Raw genomic sequence first — 23,230 nt, forward strand, 5'->3', positions numbered from 1 at the left:
GCAGTTCGGACGGATAGGCGGGGGTGAATCTCTGCTTCGTCATAGGGCTCATCCTTTGAGTGTTTTACTCTCCGGTAAACCCGGGGCGGTTCAGATAGCCTAACCGACGGCGCTCAGCCGTCACTGCCTTAATGGCCCGCGCAGATCGGAATCGTCCGGACGCACGCTGCGATACCGCACGCTCGACCGATCGGCGCCCAGAACTGAACACGCCCGCCGCTGGCTCACCTGGGGCGCGTCGCGCAGGTGCGCCGAGGCGTTTCGCCTGGCCGCGGGCGTCACCATTTTTTGACGCGACATCCTTCAGCATCGCGTTATCCAGCATCTGCTCGGCGAGCAGCTTCTTCAGCTTGGCGTTCTCATCCTCCAGCGCCTTCAGCCGGCGCGCGTCCGACACCTCAAGTCCGCCGAACCTGGCTTTCCATTTGTAGAACGTTGCCGAGCTGATCCCATGCTCGCGGCACACATCCGCCGTTGTCACGCCGCTCTCCTGCTGCTTCAGGATCGCGATGATTTGCTCTTCGCTAAACCGTGATCTCTTCATTCCGTCCGTCTCCGTCGTTGGGACGGACCCTACCTCAAACTGGAGGAAAAAAGGGGCTCTGGTCAGCAGCCTGTCTGAACCGGCATTCAGGCGTAGGTGCGTTCCTCGATCGGGGTGCGTTCGATCCTTTCCTTTATGCCTGACAGCATCGCCTCTTCGGCGCGATTCATGCGTGCGTGCGGATTCCAGACGACATGCACGTCTATGGCGGGGCGGCGGTCGTGCGGGGGCAGTGGCCACAGCAGGCCATCCTCGACATCCCGGCGCACCACGTGGACCGGCAGCGGGCCAACCCCCAGCCCCGCGATAATCATGCGGCGGACCTCTTCCAGGTGGCTGGACTGGCCGACGATCCGTTCGCCCAGCTCTGCCTCTGCCCGCATCAGCGTCACGGGCCGCAGAACGTCGTGCAGCCTGTCGGTCTCAAAGCTGACTGTGGGCAGACCGGCCAGGTCCTTTTGCGTGATGTCGCGGCGGCCGAACAGGCGATGCGGCGGGCCGCAGTAGAAACCGAAGAATTCGCGATAAAGCCGCAGGTATTCCAGCCGTGGGTTGCGTTGGCGTACAAGGCAAATCGCCAGTGTCGCGGCCTTGGCGGTCACGGCGGCCAGGGCATCGCGGCTGGTCATCACGTCGATCGACAGGGTCGCCTTGGGGTGGTTGGCGTGAAACTCTGCCAGGGTTGCGTCGAATAGCGGGCAGACCACGTGAGAGGCCACCGCGATCTTGACGTGGCCCTGAACCTCGTCCGTTACCTCGCGCATCAGGGTCGAAAGCCGCAGGATCGACCCCTGGATTTCAACTGCTTCGCGATACAGCAACTCGCCCGCTTCGGTCAGGCGGAAATGGCCCGGGCGCCGCTCAATCAACCGCTTGTCCAGCCGATCCTCCAGCCGTTTCAGGGCAGCCGATACCGTGGGCTGTTTCAGGCGCAGCTTTTCGGCCGCGCCGGTGACCGATCCGGCCTCGGCCAGGACGACGAAAGTCCGCAGCAGGTTCCAGTCGAGTTCCCGCATCAGGCGGCCGGGGGCGTCGGTGGTACCGCGAGGCATAGACATGATCGATAACCACAATTCCTATTATCTATTTGATCTATGAATGGCATCCCGCCACGCTTCGATCAACACCCCTGACAAAGCAGGCTGGAATGTCCGTCGAAACCCGCGAAGCGCGACAGCCCTGGATTTTGCTTTCCCCCGCACTCAGCGCGGTGGCGCTGTTGCTGTTCGTGCCGCTTGCCTTCATCGCGGTCTATTCGTTCTGGCTGCGGACCGCGACCGGCGCCGATCAGGTGGGGTTCTATTTGGACAACTGGGCAGAGGCGCTGATCGATCCGTTTTACCGCGACATCCTGCTGAACACGCTGAAGATCGCCGCGATCACCACGCTGGTTTGCGCGGTGATGGGGTATCCGGCGGCCTATTTCATCGCCCGGTCCAAGGGGAACAAGGCGATCCTGCTGTTGTTGCTGATGCTGCCGTTCTGGATCAGCTACATCATCCGCACGATGAGCTGGATCAACATCCTGGGTGTGTCCGGCGCGGTGAACTGGGTGCTGACCGGAACCGGCATCGTCGATGAGCCGATCCAGATGCTTTATAACCAGACGACGGTGATCCTGGGGCTGGTACATTTCCTGCTGCCGTTCATGGTGCTGAACGTCTTTGTCAGCCTCGATGGCATCGACACCACGCTTGAGGATGCCGCCAATTCGCTGGGCGCGACGCGCTGGCAGGCGTTTCTGCAAGTCACCCTGCCGCTGTCCTTGCCGGGGCTGGCTGCGGGCGGGCTGCTGTGTTTCGTGCTGGGGGCGGGCACCTATATCACGCCGCTGGTGCTGGGCGGGCCACGCGATGCGATGTTCGCCAACCTGGTGTTTGAGGCGATCATCACGCAGCTGAACTGGCCGCTGGGCAGCGCGCTGTCGCTGATGCTGCTGGCTGTGCTGGGTGCGCTGGTGCTGCTTTACAACCGTTATCTGGGCATGGCGCAACTGATGAAGGGGCTGGGCTGATGGGCTGGCAACTGGTGCGCCTTTGGACCCTGCTGGTCTATGCCTTCATGTTCCTGCCGGTCGCGGTGGTGGTGCTGTTGTCCTTCAACGCCAGCCAGTTCGGCAGCTTTCCGATGACCGGGTTTTCCTTTCGTTGGTTCGTGGAACTGGCCCAGAACGACGCCATCCTGCGGGCGTTCCGCACCTCTATCATTCTGGGCCTGCTGACGGCGGCGATTTCCACGACACTGGGTGTGCTGGCCAGCCTGGCGTTGGTGCGTTACCGGGTGCCGGGGGCCAATGTCATTTCCACCCTGCTGATCGCGCCGATTCTGGTGCCAGAGGTGGTGCTGGCGGTCGCGCTGCTGCTGTTCCTGAACTTCCTCAACGTGAACAAAAGCTTTGCGCTGCTGCTGGCAGGCCATGTCATTTTCACCCTGCCTTTCGTGATCCTGGTGGTGCAGGCCCGCCTGGTCAGCATCCGCCGCGATATCGAGGAGGCCGCGCTCAGCCTGGGCGCCAGCCCGCGCCAGACCTTTTTCGAGGTGACGCTGCCGCTGATGCTGCCCGCGGTTCTGGCCGGTGCGCTGTTCGCCTTTACCATCAGTTTCGATGACATCACCGGCACGCTGTTCTGGAAACCGGGCGGGGTGGAAACCGTGCCGACGCAGATCTTTGCGATGCTGCGCAACTCGATCAGCCCGGAAATCAATGCGCTTGGGACGGTGATGATCCTGCTGACCGTGGGCCTGCCCTTGCTGGGGCTCGCGCTGGCCCGGGCGCTTGCGACAAGGCGCGGCGGATAGAACCGCGCCGATCATAAGAACAGCCTTCCAACAAGGAGACCGACATGACCAGAAAGATGGACGACACCACCCGCTATCACCGCCTGCGCGAACGGTATCTGAACGGCGATCTGGACCGGCGCAACTTCCTGGGTCTGCTGGGCGCGGCGGGCCTGGCCTATGGCGTGCAGACGCCCTTTGCCAAATACGCCCATGCCGCGGCAGAACAGGTGCGCTTCGACGGCTGGGGCGGCGTGGTGTCCGAGGCGTTCCGCGAATACGCCTTCGATCCCTACACCGCCGCGACCGGCGTGAACGTGGTCGATGGCACCTTTGGCGGGGCGGACGAATACCTGTCCCGCGTCAAGGCCAGCCAGCCGGGTGAATTCAACATCGCCCATCTGTCGGGCGTGTTCGATTACGTGCGCTACCACAACCTCGAACTCAGCTCGGAACTGAACGAGGCCAATATCCCCAACCTGGGCAACGTGATCCCGGCGCTGGTCGACGTGCTGCGCAAGCCCACCGGCGGGTCGCTGTCGGCGGTGCCCTATGACTATGGCACCACGGGTCTGGCCTATAACCGCAAGTACATCTCTGACGAGGAGATGCAGGAAAAAGGCGCGATGCTGCTGATCGACCCGGCCTACAAGGGCAAGATCGGCGGCTGGGGCGAGTGGAAGACGCGCGTCTGGTACGCCGCCCTGCAGACCGGGCAGAACCCCAACGGGATAGAGGATGTGGATGCCGTCTGGGACGCGATCCGCGCCCATCGCGACCTGGCGCTGAAATACTGGTCCTCGGGGGCCGAGTTGATGAGCCTGCTGGCCGAGGAAGAGATCTATGTCACCGAGGCCTGGTCGGGCCGGGTCAAGGCGCTGCAGGACCAGGGCCACGACATCGGCTACTACGACCCGCCGGGCGGCCTGGGCTGGCAGGAATGTCTGTTCGTTCTGCGCGGCTCGCCCATGCCGGAATGCGAAGAGTTGCTGAACTTCATGCTGGAAACCGAAACCGCCATCGCAGTGGCCGAGGGGCAGAACTACCCGCCCGCGCTGGACCCCAACAAGGTGGAGTTGACCGACAAGGTCAAGGCGCTGCCGGCCTTCGATCCCAGCGGCACGCTGGCGGGGCTGAACTTCTTTGACCCGCCCTACTGGAACGGGAAAGAGGCAGAGTGGTCCAAGACCTTCGGCCGCGTGCAAAAGGGCTATTGATGCCTGACGCCCCCGCCCGCCGGACGGGCGGGGGCACCCCCTTCGGAGGAAAGCCATGAGTTCCGTCATCCTGCGCGATATCGTCAAGCGCTTCGGCAGCTTTACGGCTGTTCAGCAGACCTCGCTTGAGATCCCCGAGGGCGAGTTCGTGACCCTGCTGGGGCCGTCCGGCTGCGGCAAGACGACGACGCTGCGGATGATCGCGGGGCTGTTGGATCCCACCGAGGGCGATATCGAGATCAAGGGCCAGCGCGTCAACGACATCCCGATCCACAAGCGCAACCTTGGCATCGTGTTCCAGAACTACGCGCTGTTCCCGCACAAGACCGTGGCCGACAACGTGGCCTTTGGGCTGAAATACCGCAACGTGCCGAAAGACGAGGCCGCTCGCCGCGTGGATGAGGCGCTGTCGCTGGTGCAACTGCCCGACGTGGGCGACCGCTACCCCAAGCAACTGTCCGGTGGGCAGCAACAGCGGATCGCCCTGGCCCGCGCCATCGTGATCGAACCCGATGTGCTGTTGCTGGACGAACCGCTGTCGGCGCTGGATGCCAACCTGCGCGAGGATATGCGGGTGGAACTCAAACGCATCCAGGATCGGATCGGCGTGACCACCGTTTTCGTGACCCACGACCAGTCAGAGGCGCTAGCCATGTCCGACCAGATCGTGGTGATGAGCGAGGGCCGCGTCGAACAGGTCGGCCCGCCCGAGGCGGTCTACAACACCCCGGCCAGCGAATTCGTCGCCAATTTCCTGGGCGCCTCGAACATCCTGCCCGCTCGCTGCACGGATCGCGCGAACGGCCATGTCGCGCTGCAGGCCGACATTTTCGGCAACGTTGCCGTCCCGGCAGAAAAGGCCCCGATGGTGGCGGGCGCAGGCCCGGCCAAGCTGGTCCTGCGGGCCGAAAAACTGCTGCTGGCCGACCCCGGCACGCCGCTGAACGGCGAAATCGCGGTGGATGCCACCGTGGAAACGGTCGACTACCAGGGGCAGGCCGTGCGCTATTTCGTACGCGCGGGCGACACCCAGTTGCAGGCCATCAACATGATCGATCAACACCCCTTCCCCGAGGGGGCGCAGGTGTCGCTGCGGCTGCGGCCGCAGGATTGCGCCGCCCTTCCCGCATGAGGCCCCAATGACCGAACGACCGCCCTCTTACCTGTTCTACCAGGGCCGCAACCGCAAACCCGTGCTGGACCAGGCGCGCGGCGTCTACATGTGGGACGTGGACGGCAAGCGGTATCTGGACGGATCGTCCGGCGCGATGGTCTGCAATATCGGCCATTCCAACCACAATGTCCTGGCCGCCATGCGCGAGCAGATGGAACGCGCGACCTTTGGCTACCGGCTGCATTTCGAAACCGAGGCCAGCGAGAAACTGGCCCACATGACCGCCGCGCGCACGCCCGAGGGGCTGAACAAGGTGTTTTTCGTTTCGGGCGGGTCCGAGGCGGTGGAAAGCGCGATGAAGCTGGCGCGCCAATGGGCGGTGGCCACGGGGCAGGGGCAGCGGTGGAAGGTGATCTCGCGCAGCCCGTCCTATCACGGCTGCACGCTGGGGGCGCTGGCGATCACCGGCTACGCGCCGCTGACCGCGCCCTTCGATCCGATGATGCGCCCCATGCCCAAGATCCCCGCGCCGCGCGCCTATCTGGACGGGCTGGACCCCGACGACCCGATCACCGGGCTGCATTACGCCGACATGCTGGAAGAGTGCATCCTGCAAGAGGGCCCCGAGACGATCCTTGCCTTCATGGTGGAACCGGTCGGCGGGGCCTCTACCGGGGCGCTGGTGCCGCCCGCGGGGTATATGGAGCGGGTGCGCGAGATCTGCGACACCTACGGCATCCTGATGATCGCGGATGAGGTCATGACCGGCGTCGGCCGCACGGGGCGGTTCCTGGCGACCGAACATTGGGGCGTGGTCCCTGACATGATCGTCATGTCCAAGGGCTATGCCGCCGGTTACGTGCCGCTGGGCGCGATGGTCGCCCATGACCGGCTGGTCGATCCGGTGCTGGACGAGGGCGGCTTTCAGCACGGGTTCACCTATGCGGGCAATCCGCTGGCCTGCGCCGCGGGCGTCGCCGTTCTGGAAGAGGTCGACCGACAGGGCCTGTGCGCCAATGCCGACGCGATGGGCGCGGTGCTGAAATCCCGGCTGGAGGGTCTGATGGCCCGCTACCCGATCATCGGGGATGTGCGCGGCAAGGGCTTGTTGCTGGCCTTTGAATTCGTCGCCGACCCGCACACGCTGGCGCCCCTCCCGCGCGAGCTGAAGGCCTATGACCGCTTTGTGCAGATCGCCTATGAAAACGGGCTGATCGTCTATTCCCGCCGCACCCGTGGCGGGATCGAGGGCGATCATATCCTGGTCTGCCCGCCGCTGATCGTGACCGAAACCCATATCGACGAGATCGTCGAGATGCTGGACCTGTCGCTGACCCAGTTCATGGCCGAGGTCGAACCGGCCCTTGCCGTCACCGCGTAAATCCCATGTCCAAGATCATCATCACCTGCGCGCTGACAGGGTCGATCCATACGCCCAGCATGTCGCCCCACCTGCCGGTCACGCCCGACCAGATCGTGGACCACGGGCTTGCAGCGGCCAAGGCAGGCGCCGCGATCCTGCACCTGCATGCACGCGACCCCGACACCGGGCGCCCCTCGGCCGATCCTGCGCATTTCATGGCCTTCCTGCCCCGGCTGAAACAGGGCTGCGACGCGGTGCTGAACCTGTCCACCGGCGGCAGCGCGGTGATGCGCCTGGAGGACCGCCTTGCCGCGCCCATGGCCGCCGCGCCCGAGATGTGTTCGCTGAACATGGGGACGATGAATTTCGCGCTGTACCCCATGGCCGCGCGGGTCACCGCGTGGCAGCACGATTGGGAAAAGCCGTTTCTGGAGGGCACCGACGATCTGGTGTTCAAGAACACCCCGCGCGACATCGAAACCGTGCTGACCGGGCTGGGGCGCGATCGCGGTGCCCGCTTTGAATTCGAATGCTACGACATGGGGCATCTTTACATGCTGGCCCATTTCGCGGATCGCGGGCTGGTGCAGCCGCCCTTCTTTATCCAGTTCGTGTTCGGCGTGCTGGGCGGTATGGGGCCGGACCCGGAAAACCTGACCCATATGGTGCGGCTGGCGGACAAGCTGTTCGGGGGCGATTACATGTTCTCGGTGCTGGCGGCGGGGCGGATGCAGATGCCGATGGCCGCGCAGGCCGCTGCGATGGGGGGCCATGTCCGCGTGGGGCTGGAGGACAGCCTGATGATTGCCCGCGGGCAATTGGCGACCAGCAACGCCCAGCAGGTCGAAAAGGTCCGCGCCATCGTCGAGGCATTGGGCCGCACGCCCGCCACCCCCGCCGAGGCCCGCGCGATGCTGGGGCTGAAGGGCGCGGACAGGACGGCGATCTAGGCGATGCAACAGATCACGATCCGCATGGCGGACAGCGCCGATCTGAACCGCGTGGAAACCGGGTTGCGTGCCCTTGCCGCCACCTTGGGCGATCCCTACCGCGCGGACACGGCCACATTGCGGGCCGCGTTGTTCGGGGCGTGCCCGTCCTGTCACGCGGCGATCGCGCTGGAGGGGGACACCCTGCGCGGCGTGGCCGTTTTTTCGCCCGTCTTCTCGACCATCCGGGGGCATGCGGGGCTGTTCGTGTCCGACCTGTGGGTGGCCGAGGGCGGGCGCGGCGCGGGGCTGGGCCAACGTCTGCTGGCCGCCGCCGCCCGGCAGGCCGCGCAGGTGTGGGATGCGCGGTTCCTGCGGCTGGTGGTCTATGACGACAATCCCGGCGCGCAACGTTTTTATCGCCGGCTGGGCCTGACGCCCGCGCCCGGCGACACCCTGATGACACTGGACGAGGACGGGCTGAACGCCCTGAAAGGAACAACATGAAGGCGGTTTTCGACGAGCGGCAATGGCACCATGACCCCAAGCATTTCATGGCCAACGGCGCGCGCCTGCCCAACCCCGAACAGCCCAGGCGTATCGAGGTGCTGAAAGCCGCGGCCGAGGTCGCGGGCTGCGTGTTCCAGGCGCCGGGCGATGCGGGCCTTGGCCCCATCGCGGCCCTGCACAGCCCCGAATACCTGACCTTCCTGAAAAACATCTACACCCGCTGGCGCCGGATAGAGGGCGCGGGCGACGAGGTGATCCCCAACATCCACCCCGCGAACCGCACCGACGGTTACCCGAAATCCGCAGTCGGGCAGGCGGGCTATCATCAGGCCGACACCGCCTGCCCGATTGCCGAGGGCACCTGGGCCGCTGCCTATTGGTCCGCGCAAACCGCCATCGCCGGGGCCGACCTGATCGCGGGCGGGGAACGGGGCGCCTATGCCCTGTCCCGCCCGCCGGGGCACCATGCCTTCGGCGATCTGGCGGGGGGGTTCTGCTTCCTGAACAATTCCGGCATCGCGGCGGAACGGCTGCGTGCGCGCGGCCTGCGTCCTGCGATTCTGGACGTGGACGTGCACCACGGCAACGGCACGCAGGGCATTTTCTACGACCGTGACGATGTGCTGACGATTTCCATCCATGCGGATCCGGCGCGGTTCTATCCCTTCTTCTGGGGCCATGCGCAGGAACGCGGCGCGGGGCGCGGCATCGGCTATAACCTGAACCTGCCGCTGGAACGGGGCACCGGGGACGAGGGCTATCTGAAAACCCTGGACACCGCGCTGGAGCGGATCGCCGGTTTCGGTGCCGACGCGGTGGTGGTGGCGCTGGGGCTGGATGCCTTTGTCGACGATCCGTTCAAGGGGCTGGCGGTCACCACCCCGGGCTTTGCCCGTATCGGCGCGGCCATCGCGGCCCTTGGATTGCCGACCCTTTTTGTGCAGGAGGGCGGCTATATCTGCGACGGGCTGGGGGGCAACCTGACATCCGCTCTCAGCGGATTTCTGGAGAATGGCTGAGGCCCGCGCCGCAGGGCATGCGCCCTTGGCCTGACGGCTACCGCCCCGAGAAGACCGGCGGGCGCTTTTCCAGAATCGCGTCCACCGCCTCGGCGTGGTCCTCGGTCTGTTGGCAGGCGCCCTGATACGCGGCGGCCAGCTCCATCACGCTTTCCAGCCGCGTGGTCATGCCCTCGCGGATCAGGCGCTTGGCCATGCGCAACTGGCGCGGCGGGTTCCTGGCGATCCGCCCGGCCAGATCTAACGCCTCTGGCAACAATGCCTCGGGCGCGACCACGCGCGAAACCAGGCCCCAGGCCAGCGCGGTGTCGGCGTCGATGGGATCGGCGGTAAAGGTCATCTCGGCCGCGCGCGACAGCCCGATCTGGCGCGGCAACAGCCAAGCCCCCCCATCGCCAGAGATCAGCCCGACCCGCGCGAAATTCTCGGCAAAAGTCGCGTTGGTTGCGGCGATCCGAATATCGCACATGCAGGCCAGATCGCAGCCCGCGCCATAGGCCGGGCCGTTTACGGCGGCGATCAACGGCACCTCGCAGTGCCAGATCGCGCGCGCCATGCGCTGGATGCCGGTGCGATAGGCATCCTTGGCCTCGATCGCGTCACCGGCAAAGATCGAGTGTTTTTCCTGCATATGCTTGAGGTTCCCGCCCGAGGAAAACGCCAACCCCGCCCCGGTCAGGATGGCGCAGCGCACGCTCTGGTCCGCTGCGATCCGGCCCATCGCGTCCACCACGGCGTCGCACAGGTCCGCATCGGTCAGGGCGTTGCGGGTTTCGGGCATGTTCAATGTCAGGGTGGCGATTGCCCCCTCTTGGGCGATCAGCAGCTTGTCGGTCATGTGTTGTCTCCTTCGGGGCGCAGGATCATCCGTGCATCGGCTATATCATGGCCATCGGCGCGCAGGATCACCGGGTTCAGGTCGATTTCCCCGATTTCGGGATGGGCCAGCGCAATGCGCGACAGGGTCAGCATCAACTCGACCAGGGCCGCGCGATCAACGGGCGCAGCGCCGCGCACCCCCTCCAGAATGCGGGCCGCGCCGATCTCGGCGATCATCTCGTTGGCGTCCTCGGCGGACAGCGGCAGCGCGCGAAAGGCCACGTCCTGCAATACTTCGACAAAGATGCCGCCCAGCCCGAACATCATCACCGGGCCGAAGGCGGGATCCTGCACCACGCCAAGGATGGCCTCGACCCCGGGCGCGGCCATGGGGGCCAGCATCACGCCGTGCAGATGCGCATTTGGGTCGTACGCATTTGCATTCGCGTAAATCTCTGCAATGGCGTCCCGGACCGCCGCCGCGCCGCTCAGGTTCAGTTTCACCCCGCCCGCATCGGATTTGTGCAGGATGTCGGGGCTGACGACCTTTGCCACCAGCGGGCCGTCGCCCAAGCGGCGCATCGCTGCGTCCAGATCCTCGCCCGCGCGGGTAACCACATGGGGCGACAGGGGCAGGCCGTGGGCGGCCAGCAGATCGCGCGCCTCGGGCTCATAAAGTGCTGTGCGCCCCGCGGCCCGGGCGCCCGCAACGATCGCGCGCGCCGGATCGGGGGCCAGTGGCCGGGTGGCGGCGGGTGCGGCGGCCAGACGCCGGACCGCCTGGCCCCGGCGGACCAGTTCCGCAACCGTGCGCACCGACAGCGCCATGCCGGGAAAGACCGGGACCTGTGCCGCCGCCAGCGCGGCCAGCGGCGCGGTGCCCAGACCCGCATAAACGCTGTGCACGATCAGCGGCTTTCCGGCATCGGCGGCGATTTCGGCCAGCCGCTGTGCCGCCGCCTGCTCCGCCGCGCCGAGCGAGGCATCGAAACGTTCGGCATAGCCCCCGAACATGCCTACGGTCAGCAGGACATCGACACCCGCATCCTGCAGGATTGCCTGGGCACAATCTGCAAACAGCCCCGGGTCGGCATCGGTGCCACCGGCAACATCGACCGGGTTCACGCAAGAGGCAGCCGCCGGCAGCAGGTCGGCCAACCGCGCCCGCGTCGCGCCCGAAAGGGTGGCCAGGTCCACCCCCGCCTCGACCAGCGCATCCACCGCGACCGTGGCATGCCCCCCGCCATCGGCCAGGATGGCAACGCGACTGCCCATTGGCAGCGGCAGATGGGCCAGCGCATGGGCAATCGGCAGCAGGTCGTCGGGGCTGTCGACCACCGTGGCACCTGCCTGCCGCAACAGGCCCTGCGTCAGCGCAAAGCCCGAGGCCAGCGCGCCGGTATGAGATTTCGCCGCGGCCTGTCCGGCGGCGGTTCGGCCGGACTTGCAGATCACGACCGGCTTGGCCTGCGCTACGTGGCGGCAGGTGTCCAGAAAGGCGCGCCCCTTCTGGAAGCCCTCGACATAGAACACAGCCGCCCGGGTGGCCGGATCGCGCCCGAAATGGTCCAGGTATTCGGCCAGGTGCACATCCATCTGGTTGCCCACGCCCGCATAGCTGGAAAACCCGATCCCGCCGCGGCGCCGGGCCTCGCTGACCAGCGACAGCAGCATGTTGCCGGACTGGGAACAGACGGCGATCCCGCCCGGCGTGGCGCCATCGACGCCCACCAGGTTCATCGCGTTGTGCAGGTTGAACAGCCCGTTGGTGTTGGGCCCGATCAGGCGCACCCCATGGGCGGCCGCCGCCTGTCGCGTGGTCGCGTCGATTTCGGCCCCGGCGGCCCCGATTTCGCCAAAGCCCGCGGCCAGGACCACGGCCCCCGGAATGCCCTTGGCGCCACATTCGGCCAGGATACCGGGCACCGTTGCGGCGGGGGTGCAGATCAGGGCCAGGTCGATATCCCCAGTCACGTCCGCCACGCTGGGCGATGCGGGCAGGCCCAGGATTTCGGGCGCCTTGGGATGGATCGGGTGGATCGTGCCGCCATAGCCGTCGGCCAGCAGGCGGCGGATCGTCTGGAAGCCGCGCTTGCGCGGATCGTTGGACGCGCCGATCACGGCAATGGCGCGGGCGTTGAACACACGGTCCAGAACGGTGGGTGTCAGGTCATCTCCGCGCATGGGTCATTTCCCCCGGAACTGCGGTTGGCGTTTCTCGGCAAAGGCGGTGATGCCCTCGGCCCAGTCCTCGGTCAGCATGCAGGTGCGCAGGGCGGACAGTTCCGCCGCCAGCCGCGCGCCATGCTCCATCCGGCCGTCATTCAGCAGCGCCTTGGCAAAGCGCATGGAATAGGGCGCCTTGGTCGCGATCCCGGCGGCGAACCCCAACGCGTCGTCCCAAAAGCGTTCATCGTCAAAGGCGCGGTTGGCCAGGCCCAGGCGCACGGCCTCCTCCCCGTCGATCCGGCGGCCGGTAAAGATCAGCTCGCGCGCCATGGTCAGGCCCACCAGACGGGGCAGGGTGCCGGTGATCCCGCCGCCCAGATGGGTGCCGATCGATACCTCGGGAAAGCCGATCTGCGCCCCCTGCGCCATCAGGATGAAATCGCAGGCGCAGGCCATTTCCGCCCCCGCCCCCAGGGCATAGCCGTTCACCGCCGCGATCACCGGCTTGGGGTGGGACTGGAGGCGTTCGCAAACCGTGTTGCCCAGGGTCAGGTAGTCGAGCTTTTCCAGATCGCTGCGGGCCTGGGCGGCGTGTTCCTTCAGGTCGGCGCCCACGCAAAACGCCCGGCCGGTGCCGGTCAGAACGATCGTGCGGATCGCATCGTCCGTTGCCATCGCATCAAGCGCGGCCAGGGTTTCGGTGTAAAGCTCTGTCACCACGGCGTTCAGCCGGTGGGGCCGGTTGAACCGGATCACACCCACCGGGCCGTGGGTTTCGCACTGGATGGTTTCGTATGCCATTGGAGTGTTCCGCGTTTCCTGTCCGATCACGAACAGCATCGCGAAAGCACGCCAGTTTTTCATTGGAAGTTTGCAAAACAAATGTTCTTATTCGGCCATGGATGCCACGCTGCGAACGCGTCTTTGCGCGCGCCTTGTCGATGAGATCGAGACACTGCCGCCCCGTCTGCAGGCAGCGGCCAAGTATGTCGTGGACAACGGCAACGATTTCGGGCTGGACCCGATCCGGGTCAGCGCGCGCAAGATTGGCGTCAGCCCCAACACGCTGGTCCGGCTGGCCCGACATCTGGGGTTTGACAGCTTTGACGGGCTGCGCGCCCCCTTCCGCACCGCGCTGGTCGAGCGGCACGACAGCGACAGCGGCGTGACCTGGCTGCGCCGGATGGCCGGCGCCGGGCCCATGGGCGCAGCCCAGGCCAAGGTCGCGCAGAATGAGTTGGACATCGTCGGGCGCTCGCTGCAATTGCTGCGCCCTGAACTGGCGGCAGCCGTCACCGATGAGCTGACCGGGGCGCGCAACGTCTATGTCACCGCCACGCGGGCCAGCTATACCCTGGCCTATTACTTTCACTATGTGGCGCGGATGGCCCTGCCCAACCTGCACCTGATCCCCCGCAACATGGGCAGCCCGCTGGACGAGATGATCTCGGTCGGGCCGGGGGATGTGCTGATGGCGATGACCTTTCCGCCCTACAGCGCGGAAACGATCAAGGCGCTGCGGCTGGCCCGCGCCCGCAAGGCACGGGTGATCCTGCTGTCGGATTCGGAACTGGTCGCCCCTGACATCCGGCCCGATCTGTTCGTGCAGGTGTCGACCCATTCCACCCACCATTTCGGCTGTCTGTCCGGCGCGATGGCGGTTCTGGATTGCCTGCTGGCCCATCTGGTGCAGGCCGGCGGCGACGAGGCCCGCGCGCGGATCGCAACCTATGAATCGTTGCGCGAGGATTACGGGGCCTATTGGCAGCCCAAACTGCCCAGGGTCCGGCGCTGAGGCTCAGGTTTCGATATCGAGGGCGCGGATCATGCGGTCGCGTTCCTCCAGCGCGTTGCGGGTCGACTCGGGCCGGGCGGCGGCGCAGCCGTTGATCAGGCATTCCCCCGCAAGGATGAAGGTGGACAGGGAGTTGGAGATAAAGCTTGTCTCATGCGGGGCGAACAGGGCGACCTCGGCGTGCCGCATCAGGGGCGAACTGACCATGTCCGTGATCGCAAGAACCCGAACGCCTTTCTCTGCCGCGGCGCGGGTCACCTTGATGACCGGGGCGGAATAGGGATTGCAGCTGGCCACGATCAGCACATCGCCGGGGTGCAGGGCCGCCAGCCCCTCGGCCTGGCCCAGGGCGTTGCTGTCCAGCAGGCTGACATCGGATCGGATCATGCGCAGGCCGTAGACCAGAAAGCTGGCGAAGGCATGGAACTGGCGGATACCGTAAACCGACAGGCGCGGGGCCTCGACGATCATTTCGACCGCGCGATCGAAGGCTTGCGTATCGAACCCGTCCAGAAAGCGGTCGGTATTGGCCTGGGTTTCCCGGCACAGCCGCGCCGCGTTGGCCTGACTGGGCGCGTCTGCGGTATCCAGCGCCCGGCGTGCCTGTTGGGTGTAAAAGGCACCGGGCGTGTTGGCTGACCGCAACAGAACCTCTTGCAGGGCCCCGAAGCCGGGATAGCCCAGGGTGCGCGCCAGCCGCGTGATAGTCGAGGGGTTCACTCCCAGCCGTTCGCCAAGCGTGGTGATCGACACCAGCGCGGGATCGCCTTGCAAATCCAGCATTTGCCCCAGGGCGCGCCGGGCCTTGGGGCCCAGCGGAATGTCCACCTCGCCGCGCGCGATGCCCAGCAGCAGCGCGCGCAACTCTTCGACGGTTTCAGGCGGCGCGATGTGGGATGTCGCCGCTTCGGTAGGCGGCGTGTTCGCTGACCCGGTCATAGATGGTCCATTCCACGTTGTTCTTTCCGATACGGAACAGTGCCGTGGCCAGCGTGTTCTCGCAATCCGGGTCTTCGGGATCGTCGCGCCGGATCGGCAGGCCCGGCCCGCCGGTATCGCGCAGGATTGCCAGCGCATCGTCCACGCCATCGGCCAGTAAGGCATCCCCGCGCGCCTGCCGGTCGCGGGAAGAGGCGGTGACGATCTGCGGCCCGTCCATGCGCAGGGCATGGTTGGCATGCAGGGCGGGGGCCGCGATCTGGTGTGTCGCCGGGTGGCCGGTTCCGAATTCGATACCGATCAGGCCGTGGTCCCCCCGTTGGCCGAGGGTGAAGTGAAAGCCGCCGCTCGGCGGGGCGGCCTGCAACAGCGGCAGGGCCTTGTCCCGCGTGCCAGCGGCCAGCGTCGCGCGGCCCAGCACCATACGCGGCACCTGCGGTTCGATCCCCAGCAGGCGCAGGTTGTTTACAGCCTGCACCAGCCCCGCCGTGGTCAGCGCGAATGTGTGCCCGGGCAGCGAGCCGGGATAGCAGAAGGACAAGAAGCCGGGGCCGCTGTCTGGCTGCACCTCTGCGACAAAGCAATGCCCGCGGAAGAAGGGCAAGCCGTCCTCGTTATGGGCAATCACCGGGTGTGGTCCGGGCAGTTGAACGGTGGTGCAGCCATCGGGCGCCGAGGCCAGCAGATCGCCCCGGCAGTTCCACGCCATCACCTGCCCCACGGGCAGGTCCAACCCGGCGGCCAGCCCCTCGATCTCGGCCCAGATCGCGGGGAACCGTTGTTGCGTGTTGCGGGTCAGGCGCGCCAGCCGGTCGGCGTGGTCGGGGGCATTCACCCTGTGCCAGATCGGGCTGGCGATCAGATGGCGATGCACGGCATCGCGACCATGCGCGCCAAGGCTGGCCCCGATGTCGAAGGGCGTACCGGCCGCCTGCTGCCAGCCCAGATCGTTCCGCCCGCTATTCGACATGCTGCAAGAAGTCCTTCATCCGGTCGTTGGGGGGCGTGTCGATCACCTCGCGCGGGTGGCCGTCCACGGCGATCTTGCCGTGTTCCATGAAGATCAGGCGCGTGCCGACCTGCTTGGCAAAGCTCATCTCGTGGGTGACGACGACCATGGTCATGCCTTCGGTCGCCAACTGGCGCATCACGTTCAGCACCTCTTGCTTCAGCTCGGGGTCCAGCGCCGAGGTCGGCTCGTCGAACAGCATCACCTTGGGCTTGACCGCCAGGGCGCGGGCAATGGCCACGCGCTGCTGCTGACCGCCGGACAGTTCCGCCGGGTAGTGTCCCGCCTTTTCGGCAAGGCCGACCTTGTCCAGCAGGTCGATGGCGACCTCTTCGGCCTGTTCCTTTGACAGTTTCCGCACCTTGCGCGGGCCAAAGGCCACGTTTTCCAGGGCGGTCAGTTGCGGAAACAGGTTGAACTGCTGGAACACCATCCCGGCCTCTCGCCGGATCTCGCGCAGCTGTTTCTTGCCCCCCGTCACGCTGAGGCCGTCCACGATCAGATCGCCCCCGGTGATCGTTTCCAGCCCGTTGATGCAGCGCAAGAGCGTGGACTTGCCCGACCCCGAGGGACCGATCAGCACCACGACCTGGCCCTCGTCGATGGACAGATCCACATGGTCCAGCACCTTGAGCGGGCCGAAATGCTTGGAGGTCTGGCGAAACTCGATGATGCTCATAGGATCCTCATCCGCTTTTCGGTCACACGCAGGATCAGGGTCAGGGTGCCGGTCATGATCAGGTAGATGATGGCGACCGCGGTCCAGATCTCGACCGCGCGAAAGTTGGAGGCCATGATTTCCTGGCCGGTGCGGGTCAACTCGCCCACACCGATCACGATGAACAGCGACGTGTCCTTGAGACTGACGATGAACTGGTTGCCCAGCGGCGGGATCAGTCGGCGAAAGGCCAGCGGCCCGACGATGTAAAGCAGCACCTTCCAGTGCGGCAGGCCGATGGCCAGCCCTGCCTCCGTCAGGCCCTTGCTGATCGACAGGAACGCGCCCCGCACGATTTCCGCGATATAGGCGCCTGCATTGACCACGATCGCCAGGATCGCCGCTGACATCGGGTCGATGCGGATATCGGCCAGAACGGGCAGGGCGAAGTAAAGGAACATCACCTGCACGACGATGGGCGTGCCGCGAATGGCCTCGATATAGACGAATGCGATGGCGTTCAGCAGCCAGCCGCCATAGGCGCGCATCAGACCTGCCAGCGTGCCCAGAACCATGCCGCCGACAAGGCCGAGAATGGTGATGTATACGGTTGTCTTGGCACCGGCCAACAGCGCCGGCAGGTAGTCGAAGATGACGGACCAGTCCGTTTCCATGGGTGACCTCCGCGCTTAGCAGGGAAGGGAAGGCCGGGCAAAGCAGCCCGGCCCAGGTTCGGAACGGATCATTCGCCGGGCTTGGCGCCGAACCACTTTTCGTAGATGGCGTCATAGCGCCCGTCCGCACGCATGTTGGCCAGGGCCGCGTTCACCGACTCGACCAACTCGCTGCCCTTGGGAAAGGCGATGCCGTATTGATGGGCCATCATCTGGCTGCCAACGGCCTTGACCTGGCCGTTGCCCGCCTGCGCGATGTAATACAGCACGTTGGGCGTATCGTGCATGGCGGCATCGACGCGGCCGGTGCGCAGTTCCAGATAGGCGTTGTCGATATTGGGGAACTTGCGCAACTCGGTATCGGGCAGGTTCTCTTCTGCCCAGTCAGAGGCCGAGGTTCCGGTCTTGACCGCCAGCGTCTTGCCCGCCAGATCGTCCCAATCGGCGACCTCGCTGTCGGTGGGCACCATCAGGCGAAAGCCGCTGTCATAGTAGCCGTCCGAGAAGTCGATGACTTCTTCGCGCTCCGGCTTGATCGTGATCCCTGCCAGCGCGACATCGACCTGGCCGGTCTGCAAGGCGGGAATGATCCCGGCAAAGTCCATCGGGCGCAGGTCGTATTCCATGCCGATTTCGGTGGCGATGGCATCCCACATCTCGATGTCGAAGCCGGTATATTTGCCGTCCTGCTTGAATTCGAAGGGGACAAAGGCGGTGTCGGTTGCCACCACCAATTCGTCCGCGCTGGCCTGTGCCGCGGTCAGGGAAAGGGCGGCGGCGGCCGCGAGCTTTACGAGCGTCTTCATGGGCGTTCTCCTGTTGGTGTGCAAATTTTTTGCATGATCGTTCTTGTGCAGAGGAGCGTTACATGCCGCAATCGTTCACGCAAGTATTTTTGCATAATTATAAATTTGATGCTTTTCTTTGCATTTTTGCACGGGCGATGGGGGGCAAACGCTTGAAAACAGGCGCCGGCAAGATCGGCGGCGGCCCGCCCCGACGCTGTCGTTCCGGGAAATGGACGCAGGCGGGCTTCGGCGGTATCACTCGGTTTGCATTCCCATTTCTGGCCGGATACCGCGCAATGACCCAGGATACGACCGCCCCCGACATGCCGCCCCTGCCGATGCTGGACAAGGCGCGCGCGAATCTGCGCGCCGCCTGCGACCGGCTGAACATTCATCCCGATGTGTTCGAAGAACTGAAATGGCCGCGCGAAACGCTGTCGGCCAGCCTGCTGATCCGGATGGACGATGGCAGCCGCCGCGCGTTCAAGGCCTGGCGGTGCCGCTATAACGACCGGCGCGGGCCGACCAAGGGCGGCGTACGGTTCCACCCCAACGTGTCGCTGGACGAGGTCGAGACACTGGCCTTCTGGATGACGTTCAAATGCGCGGTGGCCAACCTGCCCTTCGGGGGCGGCAAGGGCGGCGTCTGCGTCGATACCAAGGCGCTGTCGGCCTCCGAACTGGAACGACTAAGCCGCGCGTATATAGAGGCCTTCGCGCCCTTTGTCGGGCCGGATCGCGATATCCTGGCGCCGGACATGTACACCAACGGTATTGTCATTGCCTGGATGGCGGACGAATACAGCGCGATCACCGGTGCGCCGCTGCCCAACGCGATCACCGGCAAGCCGCTGGCCTTTGGCGGGACGGTCGGGCGCACCGACGCGACGGCGCGGGGCGGGTTCTTTGCGCTGCGCTACCTGCAGGGCTCGCTGGGGCTGGACCCGAACAAGGCGACCGTGGCGATCCAGGGCTTTGGCAATGTCGGTTATCACTGTGCCAAGCTCTTGCATGCCGATGGCTATCGCATCGTGGCGCTGAGCGACTCGCGCGGCGCGATCCATGACCCGGACGGGTTCGATCCGCTGGCCGTGATGGAACACAAGCACAAGACCGGCACGCTGCTGGGGGCGCCGGGGCACGGCCAGACCCGAGAGATCGGCAACGACGAGTTGCTGGAACTGGAGTGCGACGTTCTGGTTCCCGCCGCGCTGGAACGGCAGATCACACCGGAAAACCAGGCCCGGATCAAGGCGCGCGTCATCCTGGAGATGGCCAACGGCCCGGTTTCGCCCGCCGCCGATGTCTGGTTGGCAGAGCAGGGCACGGTTATCATCCCCGACATCCTGGCCAATTCCGGCGGGGTGACGGTCTCGCATCTGGAATGGGTGCAGAACCGTTCGGGGTTCTACTGGGATGCCTCGCGCGTGCGCGACCACCTGCGCAACGTGATGGAAACCGAAACCCAGGCCGTCTGGACCCTGCACAACGAGATGGGGCTGTCGATGCGAGAGGCGGCCTATGTCCACGGCCTGCGCCGGATCGCCGAGGCGGTGGAGGCGCGGGGAACCCAAGCCTATTTCGACGGGGCGTGAGCATCGGGTTTCACCCGGCGCAGCCCGCCTGCGGCGGCGAAATGCAGGCCATCCCCGTTGTCTTTCTGTGCTCCGCGTAAGCTAGGGTGGGTCATGGCCCGTTCCGGCACGCATCCAACCGCCTGTGGCAGGTTGCCGATCAGTGCCGCAGCGCCAGGGGTTTGGGCGATGCGGCATTGCGGACGGCTGGTGAGCCAATCCCATTGCCCATATAGTGCGCTGCGCAAGATCGGTGCGACAGGGGCGGCGGCAGGCCACCTGCGCGGTACCGATGCCCCAATAACGTGGTCGGGAATGAATGACGGGTAAAAAGGCAGCACGCCAGAAGCAGATCCTTGCGGAATTGACCACGACGCCCACCATGCGGGTCAGCGCCCTGTCCGAGGCGTTGAGCGTGACCACCGAAACGATCCGGCGTGACCTGGACGAGTTGGCCCGGCAAGGGCTGATCAGCCGGACCTATGGCGGCGCGATGCTGCGTCAGCAGGCGGAGCCGACCCTGACCCAGCGTCACAACGAGTTGGTGACCGAGCGCGAGGCGATCGCGCGGATCGCCGTGCCGATGCTCAAGGATGCGCGGGTCATCATGATCGGGTCGGGCGCGACTACGGTCCATGTCGCACGGCGGCTGGTTTATGAGTTGAACAACATCACCGTGATTACGCATTCCTTCGGGGTGGCCACGGCGCTGGCCTTCAACCCCACGATTTCGGTGATGATGGCGCCGGGCCTGTACCATTCGGGCGAGGGCGCGATGCACGGCGCGCAGACGGTGCGATTCCTGTCGGATTTCACGGCGGACTGGGCGGTGCTGGGGGCTAGCGGCCTGTCGCCGGACGGCCCCAGCGACGCATTGATCGAGGCGGCGGATGTCTATTCGGCGATGCTGCGCCAGGCGACGCGCCGAATGGTGGTGGCCGACCATACCAAGTTCGACCGGATGTCCACCGCGCGGTATGCGCGGTGGAGCAATATCGACGTTCTGGCCAGCGACCGCACGCCCACCGGCCCGATGGCCGCAGCGCTGAAACGGGCCGAGGTGGAAACCCTGATCGCGCCCGGCTGAACGTTCAGGCCAGGATGTCGGCCAGCGCGTCCGCGAACTGGTCGGCCTCGTCCCGGGTCAGGCACAGGGGTGGGCGCACCTTCAGCGTGGCGCCGAACCGTCCGGCCGCGCCGATCAGCACGCCGCGGGCCTTGAACCCGTCGATCACCTGCACCGCGAAATCCGGGTCCGGCGCCATGTCGCGCGACGGGTCGCACAGATCGACACCGATGAACAGGCCCGCCCCGCGCACCGCCGCGACCCGTGGGTCGGTATCGGCCAGCGCGGACAGGCGGTCCAGCAGGTAGCGGCCCGTTTCGCGCGCGTTGGCTTGCAGGCCCTCGGCCTCGATCACGCGCAGCACGGCGGCCCCGGCGGCGGCGGCCACCGGGTTTCCGCCAAAGGTGTTGAAATAGCCCACATCGGTGCAGAACGCGGCCAGATGATCGGGACGGGCGGCCATGCCCGCCATGGGAAAGCCATTGCCCATGGGTTTGCCCATCGTGACGATATCCGGTTCCACGCCGTGGCGGGCAAACCCCCAGAAGGCATCGCCCGTGCGGGCAAAGCCCGGCTGTACCTCGTCGGCGATGAACAGCCCGCCGGCGTCGCGGATCGCCTGCACCGCCGGGCGCAGGAAGCCGGGCGGATCGGCAAAAATCCCGTCGCTGGAAAAGATCGAATCCACGATCAGGGCGGCGGGCCTCAGCCCCCGCTTGTCCAACTCGGCAATGGCCGCGCGCAGGCTGGCGGTGAAGCCTTCGGCGATGTCCGGCCCGTAGTTTTCCTGCGACGGGGTGGGGATGGCCACCACATAGTCCGGCAGGCTGCCGCGCTTCAGCGCCGAGGGCGAAACCTCGGTCACGAAGGCGGTGTTGCCGTGATAGGCGTTCTCGGTGACGATCACGCCCGTTCCCCCGGTGGCCTTGCGCGCCACCCGCAGGGCCAGATCGTTGGCCTCGCTGCCTGAACAGGTCAGCACCACGTTGGACAGTGCCGCCGGCAGCTTGGCCTTCAGCGCCTCAAGATAGGCGTCGACCACGTCCACGATATAGCGGGTGTTGGTGTTCAGCCGCGCCATCTGGTCGGCGACGGCGCGCACCACCTCGGGGTGGCTGTGCCCGACCGAGGGCACGTTGTTATAGAAATCCAGGTATTTCCGGCCATCCGCTGCGGTCATCCACGCGCCCGAGGCCGACACCATCTGGATCGGTTCGCGGTAGAACAGGACAGACGCCGCGCCAAGGTTGTCCAGCCGCCGCGCCACGGCAGGGGCGGCGGTTTCGGCCTGCGCCTTGTCAAAGGCGTTCATGTCCAGGATCGGACGCACGGTTCCCTTGGAATCGACGGTCATGCCGCGCCCCCGTTCAGGTAGGCCTCGGCCAGGTCCAGCGTGCCTTGTGTGTAGGCCTCCAGCCCGGCCTCGCGGGCGGTTTCGGTTTCGCGGTGGCTGGCGATCCAGGCGGTCAGCAGCAGGCGGCGGAACATGATGAAGGTCGGGATCATCTCGACATGTTCGTCCGACAACGCGGCGACGCTGCGATAGCCGCGGACCCAGGCCTCTTGCAGGTCGGGGACGATCGGGTTGGTTTCCAGGAAGGAAATTGCCGCAGCGAAATCGTAGATGAACCATGAAAAGCCGCAATCGTCGAAGTCGATCACGCCCAGCCTGTCCCCATCCACCAGCAGGTTGGCAAGCCGCAGGTCCGCATGCACCAGTCCGAACCGATCCGGTCCGGCGCCATAGGCGGCCAGCCTGTCGCGCAGCGCATCGCTCAGCCGCTCCAGCGTCTTGCGCCCGTCGGCGGTCAGGCCCAGTGCCGCGCGCCAGTCGCCCCATAGGGGGTCAGCGCCGAAGGCGGTGTCGTGGTTCCAGGTCTTGCGCGTGAACCCGGCGGGCGGGGTCCAGGTCCGGGTGTGCGCATGCAGGCGTGCGCTGATCGCGCCCAGGGTTTCGAAGCCGGCGGCAAGGTCGCCCTCGGGGTCGGGTTCCTGACCGGGCATGAAGTCGAAGGCGACGACGTGCCGAATCTGGCCGTCATCCTCGAATCGGGCGATCAGGTTTCCATCGGCCATGGGCAGCGGTGCGGGGGTTTCCACCGCCCCGTCTTGCCGCAACGCAGCAATCCAGGCGAGTTCCGAGGCAATCTCGCTCTCGCTGTGGTAGTTCGGCCTGTGAACCCGCAGAATTACGGGTGAGTCGCGCCCCGGATCGTCCGCACGGAAGGTCGCGTTTTCCGACAGACTCAACAGGCGCACCTCTGT

General features: G+C 65.9%; 22 protein-coding genes and 1 pseudogene. 11 read left to right on the plus strand and 12 right to left on the minus strand.

The features are described from left to right. Nucleotides 1–94: 94 nt before the first annotated feature. Nucleotides 95–544, minus strand: a pseudogene (gene tnpA, locus EV656_RS13840) (IS66 family insertion sequence element accessory protein TnpA); the annotation flags it as partial. Between the two features lie 86 nt (nt 545–630). Continuing rightward, nucleotides 631–1,596 (minus strand): LysR family transcriptional regulator, encoded by a 966-nt coding sequence (locus tag EV656_RS13845; RefSeq protein ID WP_132605128.1) that lies wholly within the window; start codon nt 1,594–1,596, stop codon nt 631–633. 95 nt (nt 1,597–1,691) lie between these two features. Between EV656_RS13845 and EV656_RS13850 the strand changes: the two genes are divergently transcribed. Genes EV656_RS13850 through EV656_RS13885 form a run of 8 tightly spaced genes read left to right on the plus strand, consistent with a single transcriptional unit; the run spans nt 1,692 to nt 9,474 of the window. Further along, nucleotides 1,692–2,558 (plus strand): ABC transporter permease, encoded by an 867-nt coding sequence (locus tag EV656_RS13850; protein WP_132605130.1) that lies wholly within the window; start codon nt 1,692–1,694, stop codon nt 2,556–2,558. After that, nucleotides 2,558–3,343, plus strand: a complete 786-nt coding sequence (locus EV656_RS13855) for an ABC transporter permease (protein WP_132605132.1) — start codon at nt 2,558–2,560, stop codon at nt 3,341–3,343. Before EV656_RS13850 ends, EV656_RS13855 begins: the two co-directional genes overlap by 1 nt. A 44-nt stretch (nt 3,344–3,387) precedes the next feature. After that, nucleotides 3,388–4,539 carry an extracellular solute-binding protein gene (locus EV656_RS13860; protein ID WP_242469034.1) on the plus strand — a complete coding sequence of 384 codons (1,152 nt, stop codon included), beginning with the start codon at nt 3,388–3,390 and terminating at the stop codon, nt 4,537–4,539. 55 nt (nt 4,540–4,594) lie between these two features. Then, nucleotides 4,595–5,671, plus strand: coding sequence for an ABC transporter ATP-binding protein (locus tag EV656_RS13865; RefSeq protein ID WP_132605134.1), 1,077 nt, complete (start codon nt 4,595–4,597; stop codon nt 5,669–5,671). A 7-nt stretch (nt 5,672–5,678) separates the two neighbouring features. Beyond that, entirely contained in the window at nt 5,679–7,034 is a 1,356-nt protein-coding gene (locus EV656_RS13870; RefSeq protein ID WP_132605136.1) for an aminotransferase family protein, read from the plus strand. Nucleotides 7,035–7,039: 5 nt separating this feature from the next. Then, nucleotides 7,040–7,966: a 3,5-dioxohexanoate:acetyl-CoA acetone transferase gene (kce, locus tag EV656_RS13875; protein ID WP_132605138.1), complete on the plus strand. Its 927-nt coding sequence runs from the start codon at nt 7,040–7,042 to the stop codon at nt 7,964–7,966. Nucleotides 7,967–7,969: 3 nt separating this feature from the next. Then, complete coding sequence (locus EV656_RS13880) at nt 7,970–8,452, plus strand: GNAT family N-acetyltransferase (RefSeq protein ID WP_132605140.1); 483 nt, start codon at nt 7,970–7,972, stop codon at nt 8,450–8,452. Then, entirely contained in the window at nt 8,449–9,474 is a 1,026-nt protein-coding gene (locus EV656_RS13885; RefSeq protein WP_132605142.1) for a histone deacetylase family protein, read from the plus strand. Before EV656_RS13880 ends, EV656_RS13885 begins: the two co-directional genes overlap by 4 nt. A gap of 37 nt (nt 9,475–9,511) precedes the next feature. Here the strand turns inward: EV656_RS13885 and EV656_RS13890 are convergent, their stop codons facing one another. Genes EV656_RS13890 through EV656_RS13900 form a run of 3 tightly spaced genes read right to left on the minus strand, consistent with a single transcriptional unit; the run spans nt 9,512 to nt 13,263 of the window. After that, entirely contained in the window at nt 9,512–10,312 is an 801-nt protein-coding gene (locus EV656_RS13890) for a crotonase/enoyl-CoA hydratase family protein (protein WP_132605144.1), read from the minus strand. Further along, on the minus strand, nt 10,309–12,477 hold the full coding sequence (locus EV656_RS13895; RefSeq protein WP_132605146.1) for an acetate--CoA ligase family protein: 2,169 nt from the start codon (nt 12,475–12,477) through the stop codon (nt 10,309–10,311). The genes EV656_RS13890 and EV656_RS13895 overlap by 4 nt, the downstream gene beginning before the upstream one ends. A gap of 3 nt (nt 12,478–12,480) precedes the next feature. Further along, nucleotides 12,481–13,263, minus strand: coding sequence for an enoyl-CoA hydratase/isomerase family protein (locus EV656_RS13900; protein WP_132605148.1), 783 nt, complete (start codon nt 13,261–13,263; stop codon nt 12,481–12,483). Nucleotides 13,264–13,360: 97 nt separating this feature from the next. Between EV656_RS13900 and EV656_RS13905 the strand changes: the two genes are divergently transcribed. Next, a complete protein-coding gene (locus tag EV656_RS13905; protein ID WP_132605150.1) occupies nt 13,361–14,257 on the plus strand; it encodes a MurR/RpiR family transcriptional regulator in 897 nt (298 codons plus the stop codon). Between the two features lie 3 nt (nt 14,258–14,260). Here EV656_RS13905 and EV656_RS13910 read toward each other — a convergent pair whose 3' ends face one another. The 5 genes from EV656_RS13910 to glnH form a co-directional block, all read right to left on the minus strand. After that, nucleotides 14,261–15,196, minus strand: coding sequence for a MurR/RpiR family transcriptional regulator (locus EV656_RS13910; protein ID WP_200276580.1), 936 nt, complete (start codon nt 15,194–15,196; stop codon nt 14,261–14,263). After that, entirely contained in the window at nt 15,135–16,166 is a 1,032-nt protein-coding gene (locus EV656_RS13915) for a C45 family autoproteolytic acyltransferase/hydrolase (protein WP_132605152.1), read from the minus strand. The genes EV656_RS13910 and EV656_RS13915 overlap by 62 nt, the downstream gene beginning before the upstream one ends. Continuing rightward, entirely contained in the window at nt 16,156–16,884 is a 729-nt protein-coding gene (glnQ, locus tag EV656_RS13920) for a glutamine ABC transporter ATP-binding protein GlnQ (protein ID WP_132605154.1), read from the minus strand. The genes EV656_RS13915 and glnQ overlap by 11 nt, the downstream gene beginning before the upstream one ends. Next, nucleotides 16,881–17,537: a glutamine ABC transporter permease GlnP gene (glnP, locus tag EV656_RS13925; protein WP_132605156.1), complete on the minus strand. Its 657-nt coding sequence runs from the start codon at nt 17,535–17,537 to the stop codon at nt 16,881–16,883. The genes glnQ and glnP overlap by 4 nt, the downstream gene beginning before the upstream one ends. Before the next feature lie 68 nt (nt 17,538–17,605). Beyond that, nucleotides 17,606–18,343, minus strand: coding sequence for a glutamine ABC transporter substrate-binding protein GlnH (gene glnH / locus EV656_RS13930; protein WP_132605158.1), 738 nt, complete (start codon nt 18,341–18,343; stop codon nt 17,606–17,608). Between the two features lie 278 nt (nt 18,344–18,621). On the opposite strand from glnH, the gene EV656_RS13935 reads away from it, so the two are divergent. Continuing rightward, nucleotides 18,622–19,920 (plus strand): Glu/Leu/Phe/Val family dehydrogenase, encoded by a 1,299-nt coding sequence (locus EV656_RS13935; RefSeq protein ID WP_200276582.1) that lies wholly within the window; start codon nt 18,622–18,624, stop codon nt 19,918–19,920. A gap of 298 nt (nt 19,921–20,218) precedes the next feature. Continuing rightward, nucleotides 20,219–20,986, plus strand: a complete 768-nt coding sequence (locus tag EV656_RS13940; protein WP_132605160.1) for a DeoR/GlpR family DNA-binding transcription regulator — start codon at nt 20,219–20,221, stop codon at nt 20,984–20,986. 4 nt (nt 20,987–20,990) lie between these two features. Here the strand turns inward: EV656_RS13940 and EV656_RS13945 are convergent, their stop codons facing one another. Beyond that, nucleotides 20,991–22,319 (minus strand): aspartate aminotransferase family protein, encoded by a 1,329-nt coding sequence (locus EV656_RS13945; RefSeq protein WP_132605162.1) that lies wholly within the window; start codon nt 22,317–22,319, stop codon nt 20,991–20,993. Beyond that, complete coding sequence (locus tag EV656_RS13950) at nt 22,316–23,224, minus strand: phosphotransferase enzyme family protein (protein ID WP_243695710.1); 909 nt, start codon at nt 23,222–23,224, stop codon at nt 22,316–22,318. The genes EV656_RS13945 and EV656_RS13950 overlap by 4 nt, the downstream gene beginning before the upstream one ends. Nucleotides 23,225–23,230: the final 6 nt, after the last annotated feature.

Origin of the sequence: Rhodovulum adriaticum (genome assembly GCF_004345735.1) — a bacterium.
In the GTDB taxonomy this organism is placed as follows: domain Bacteria; phylum Pseudomonadota; class Alphaproteobacteria; order Rhodobacterales; family Rhodobacteraceae; genus Rhodovulum; species Rhodovulum adriaticum.

Bases quoted from the DNA above. Each gene is read 5' to 3' on its own strand.
- EV656_RS13860 (WP_242469034.1), top strand. From the start codon at position 3,388: ATGACCAGAAAGATGGACGACACCACCCGCTATCACCGCCTGCGCGAA.
- EV656_RS13880 (WP_132605140.1), top strand. From the start codon at position 7,970: ATGCAACAGATCACGATCCGCATGGCGGACAGCGCCGATCTGAACCGC.
- EV656_RS13850 (WP_132605130.1), top strand. From the start codon at position 1,692: ATGTCCGTCGAAACCCGCGAAGCGCGACAGCCCTGGATTTTGCTTTCC.
- EV656_RS13890 (WP_132605144.1), bottom strand. From the start codon at position 10,312: ATGACCGACAAGCTGCTGATCGCCCAAGAGGGGGCAATCGCCACCCTG.
- EV656_RS13885 (WP_132605142.1), top strand. From the start codon at position 8,449: ATGAAGGCGGTTTTCGACGAGCGGCAATGGCACCATGACCCCAAGCAT.
- EV656_RS13935 (WP_200276582.1), top strand. From the start codon at position 18,622: ATGACCCAGGATACGACCGCCCCCGACATGCCGCCCCTGCCGATGCTG.
- EV656_RS13915 (WP_132605152.1), bottom strand. From the start codon at position 16,166: ATGTCGAATAGCGGGCGGAACGATCTGGGCTGGCAGCAGGCGGCCGGT.
- EV656_RS13870 (WP_132605136.1), top strand. From the start codon at position 5,679: ATGACCGAACGACCGCCCTCTTACCTGTTCTACCAGGGCCGCAACCGC.
- EV656_RS13865 (WP_132605134.1), top strand. From the start codon at position 4,595: ATGAGTTCCGTCATCCTGCGCGATATCGTCAAGCGCTTCGGCAGCTTT.
- EV656_RS13900 (WP_132605148.1), bottom strand. From the start codon at position 13,263: ATGGCATACGAAACCATCCAGTGCGAAACCCACGGCCCGGTGGGTGTG.
- EV656_RS13905 (WP_132605150.1), top strand. From the start codon at position 13,361: ATGGATGCCACGCTGCGAACGCGTCTTTGCGCGCGCCTTGTCGATGAG.
- EV656_RS13940 (WP_132605160.1), top strand. From the start codon at position 20,219: ATGACGGGTAAAAAGGCAGCACGCCAGAAGCAGATCCTTGCGGAATTG.
- glnH (WP_132605158.1), bottom strand. From the start codon at position 18,343: ATGAAGACGCTCGTAAAGCTCGCGGCCGCCGCCGCCCTTTCCCTGACC.
- EV656_RS13845 (WP_132605128.1), bottom strand. From the start codon at position 1,596: ATGCCTCGCGGTACCACCGACGCCCCCGGCCGCCTGATGCGGGAACTC.
- kce (WP_132605138.1), top strand. From the start codon at position 7,040: ATGTCCAAGATCATCATCACCTGCGCGCTGACAGGGTCGATCCATACG.
- EV656_RS13855 (WP_132605132.1), top strand. From the start codon at position 2,558: ATGGGCTGGCAACTGGTGCGCCTTTGGACCCTGCTGGTCTATGCCTTC.
- glnP (WP_132605156.1), bottom strand. From the start codon at position 17,537: ATGGAAACGGACTGGTCCGTCATCTTCGACTACCTGCCGGCGCTGTTG.
- EV656_RS13895 (WP_132605146.1), bottom strand. From the start codon at position 12,477: ATGCGCGGAGATGACCTGACACCCACCGTTCTGGACCGTGTGTTCAAC.
- EV656_RS13945 (WP_132605162.1), bottom strand. From the start codon at position 22,319: ATGACCGTCGATTCCAAGGGAACCGTGCGTCCGATCCTGGACATGAAC.
- EV656_RS13910 (WP_200276580.1), bottom strand. From the start codon at position 15,196: ATGACCGGGTCAGCGAACACGCCGCCTACCGAAGCGGCGACATCCCAC.
- glnQ (WP_132605154.1), bottom strand. From the start codon at position 16,884: ATGAGCATCATCGAGTTTCGCCAGACCTCCAAGCATTTCGGCCCGCTC.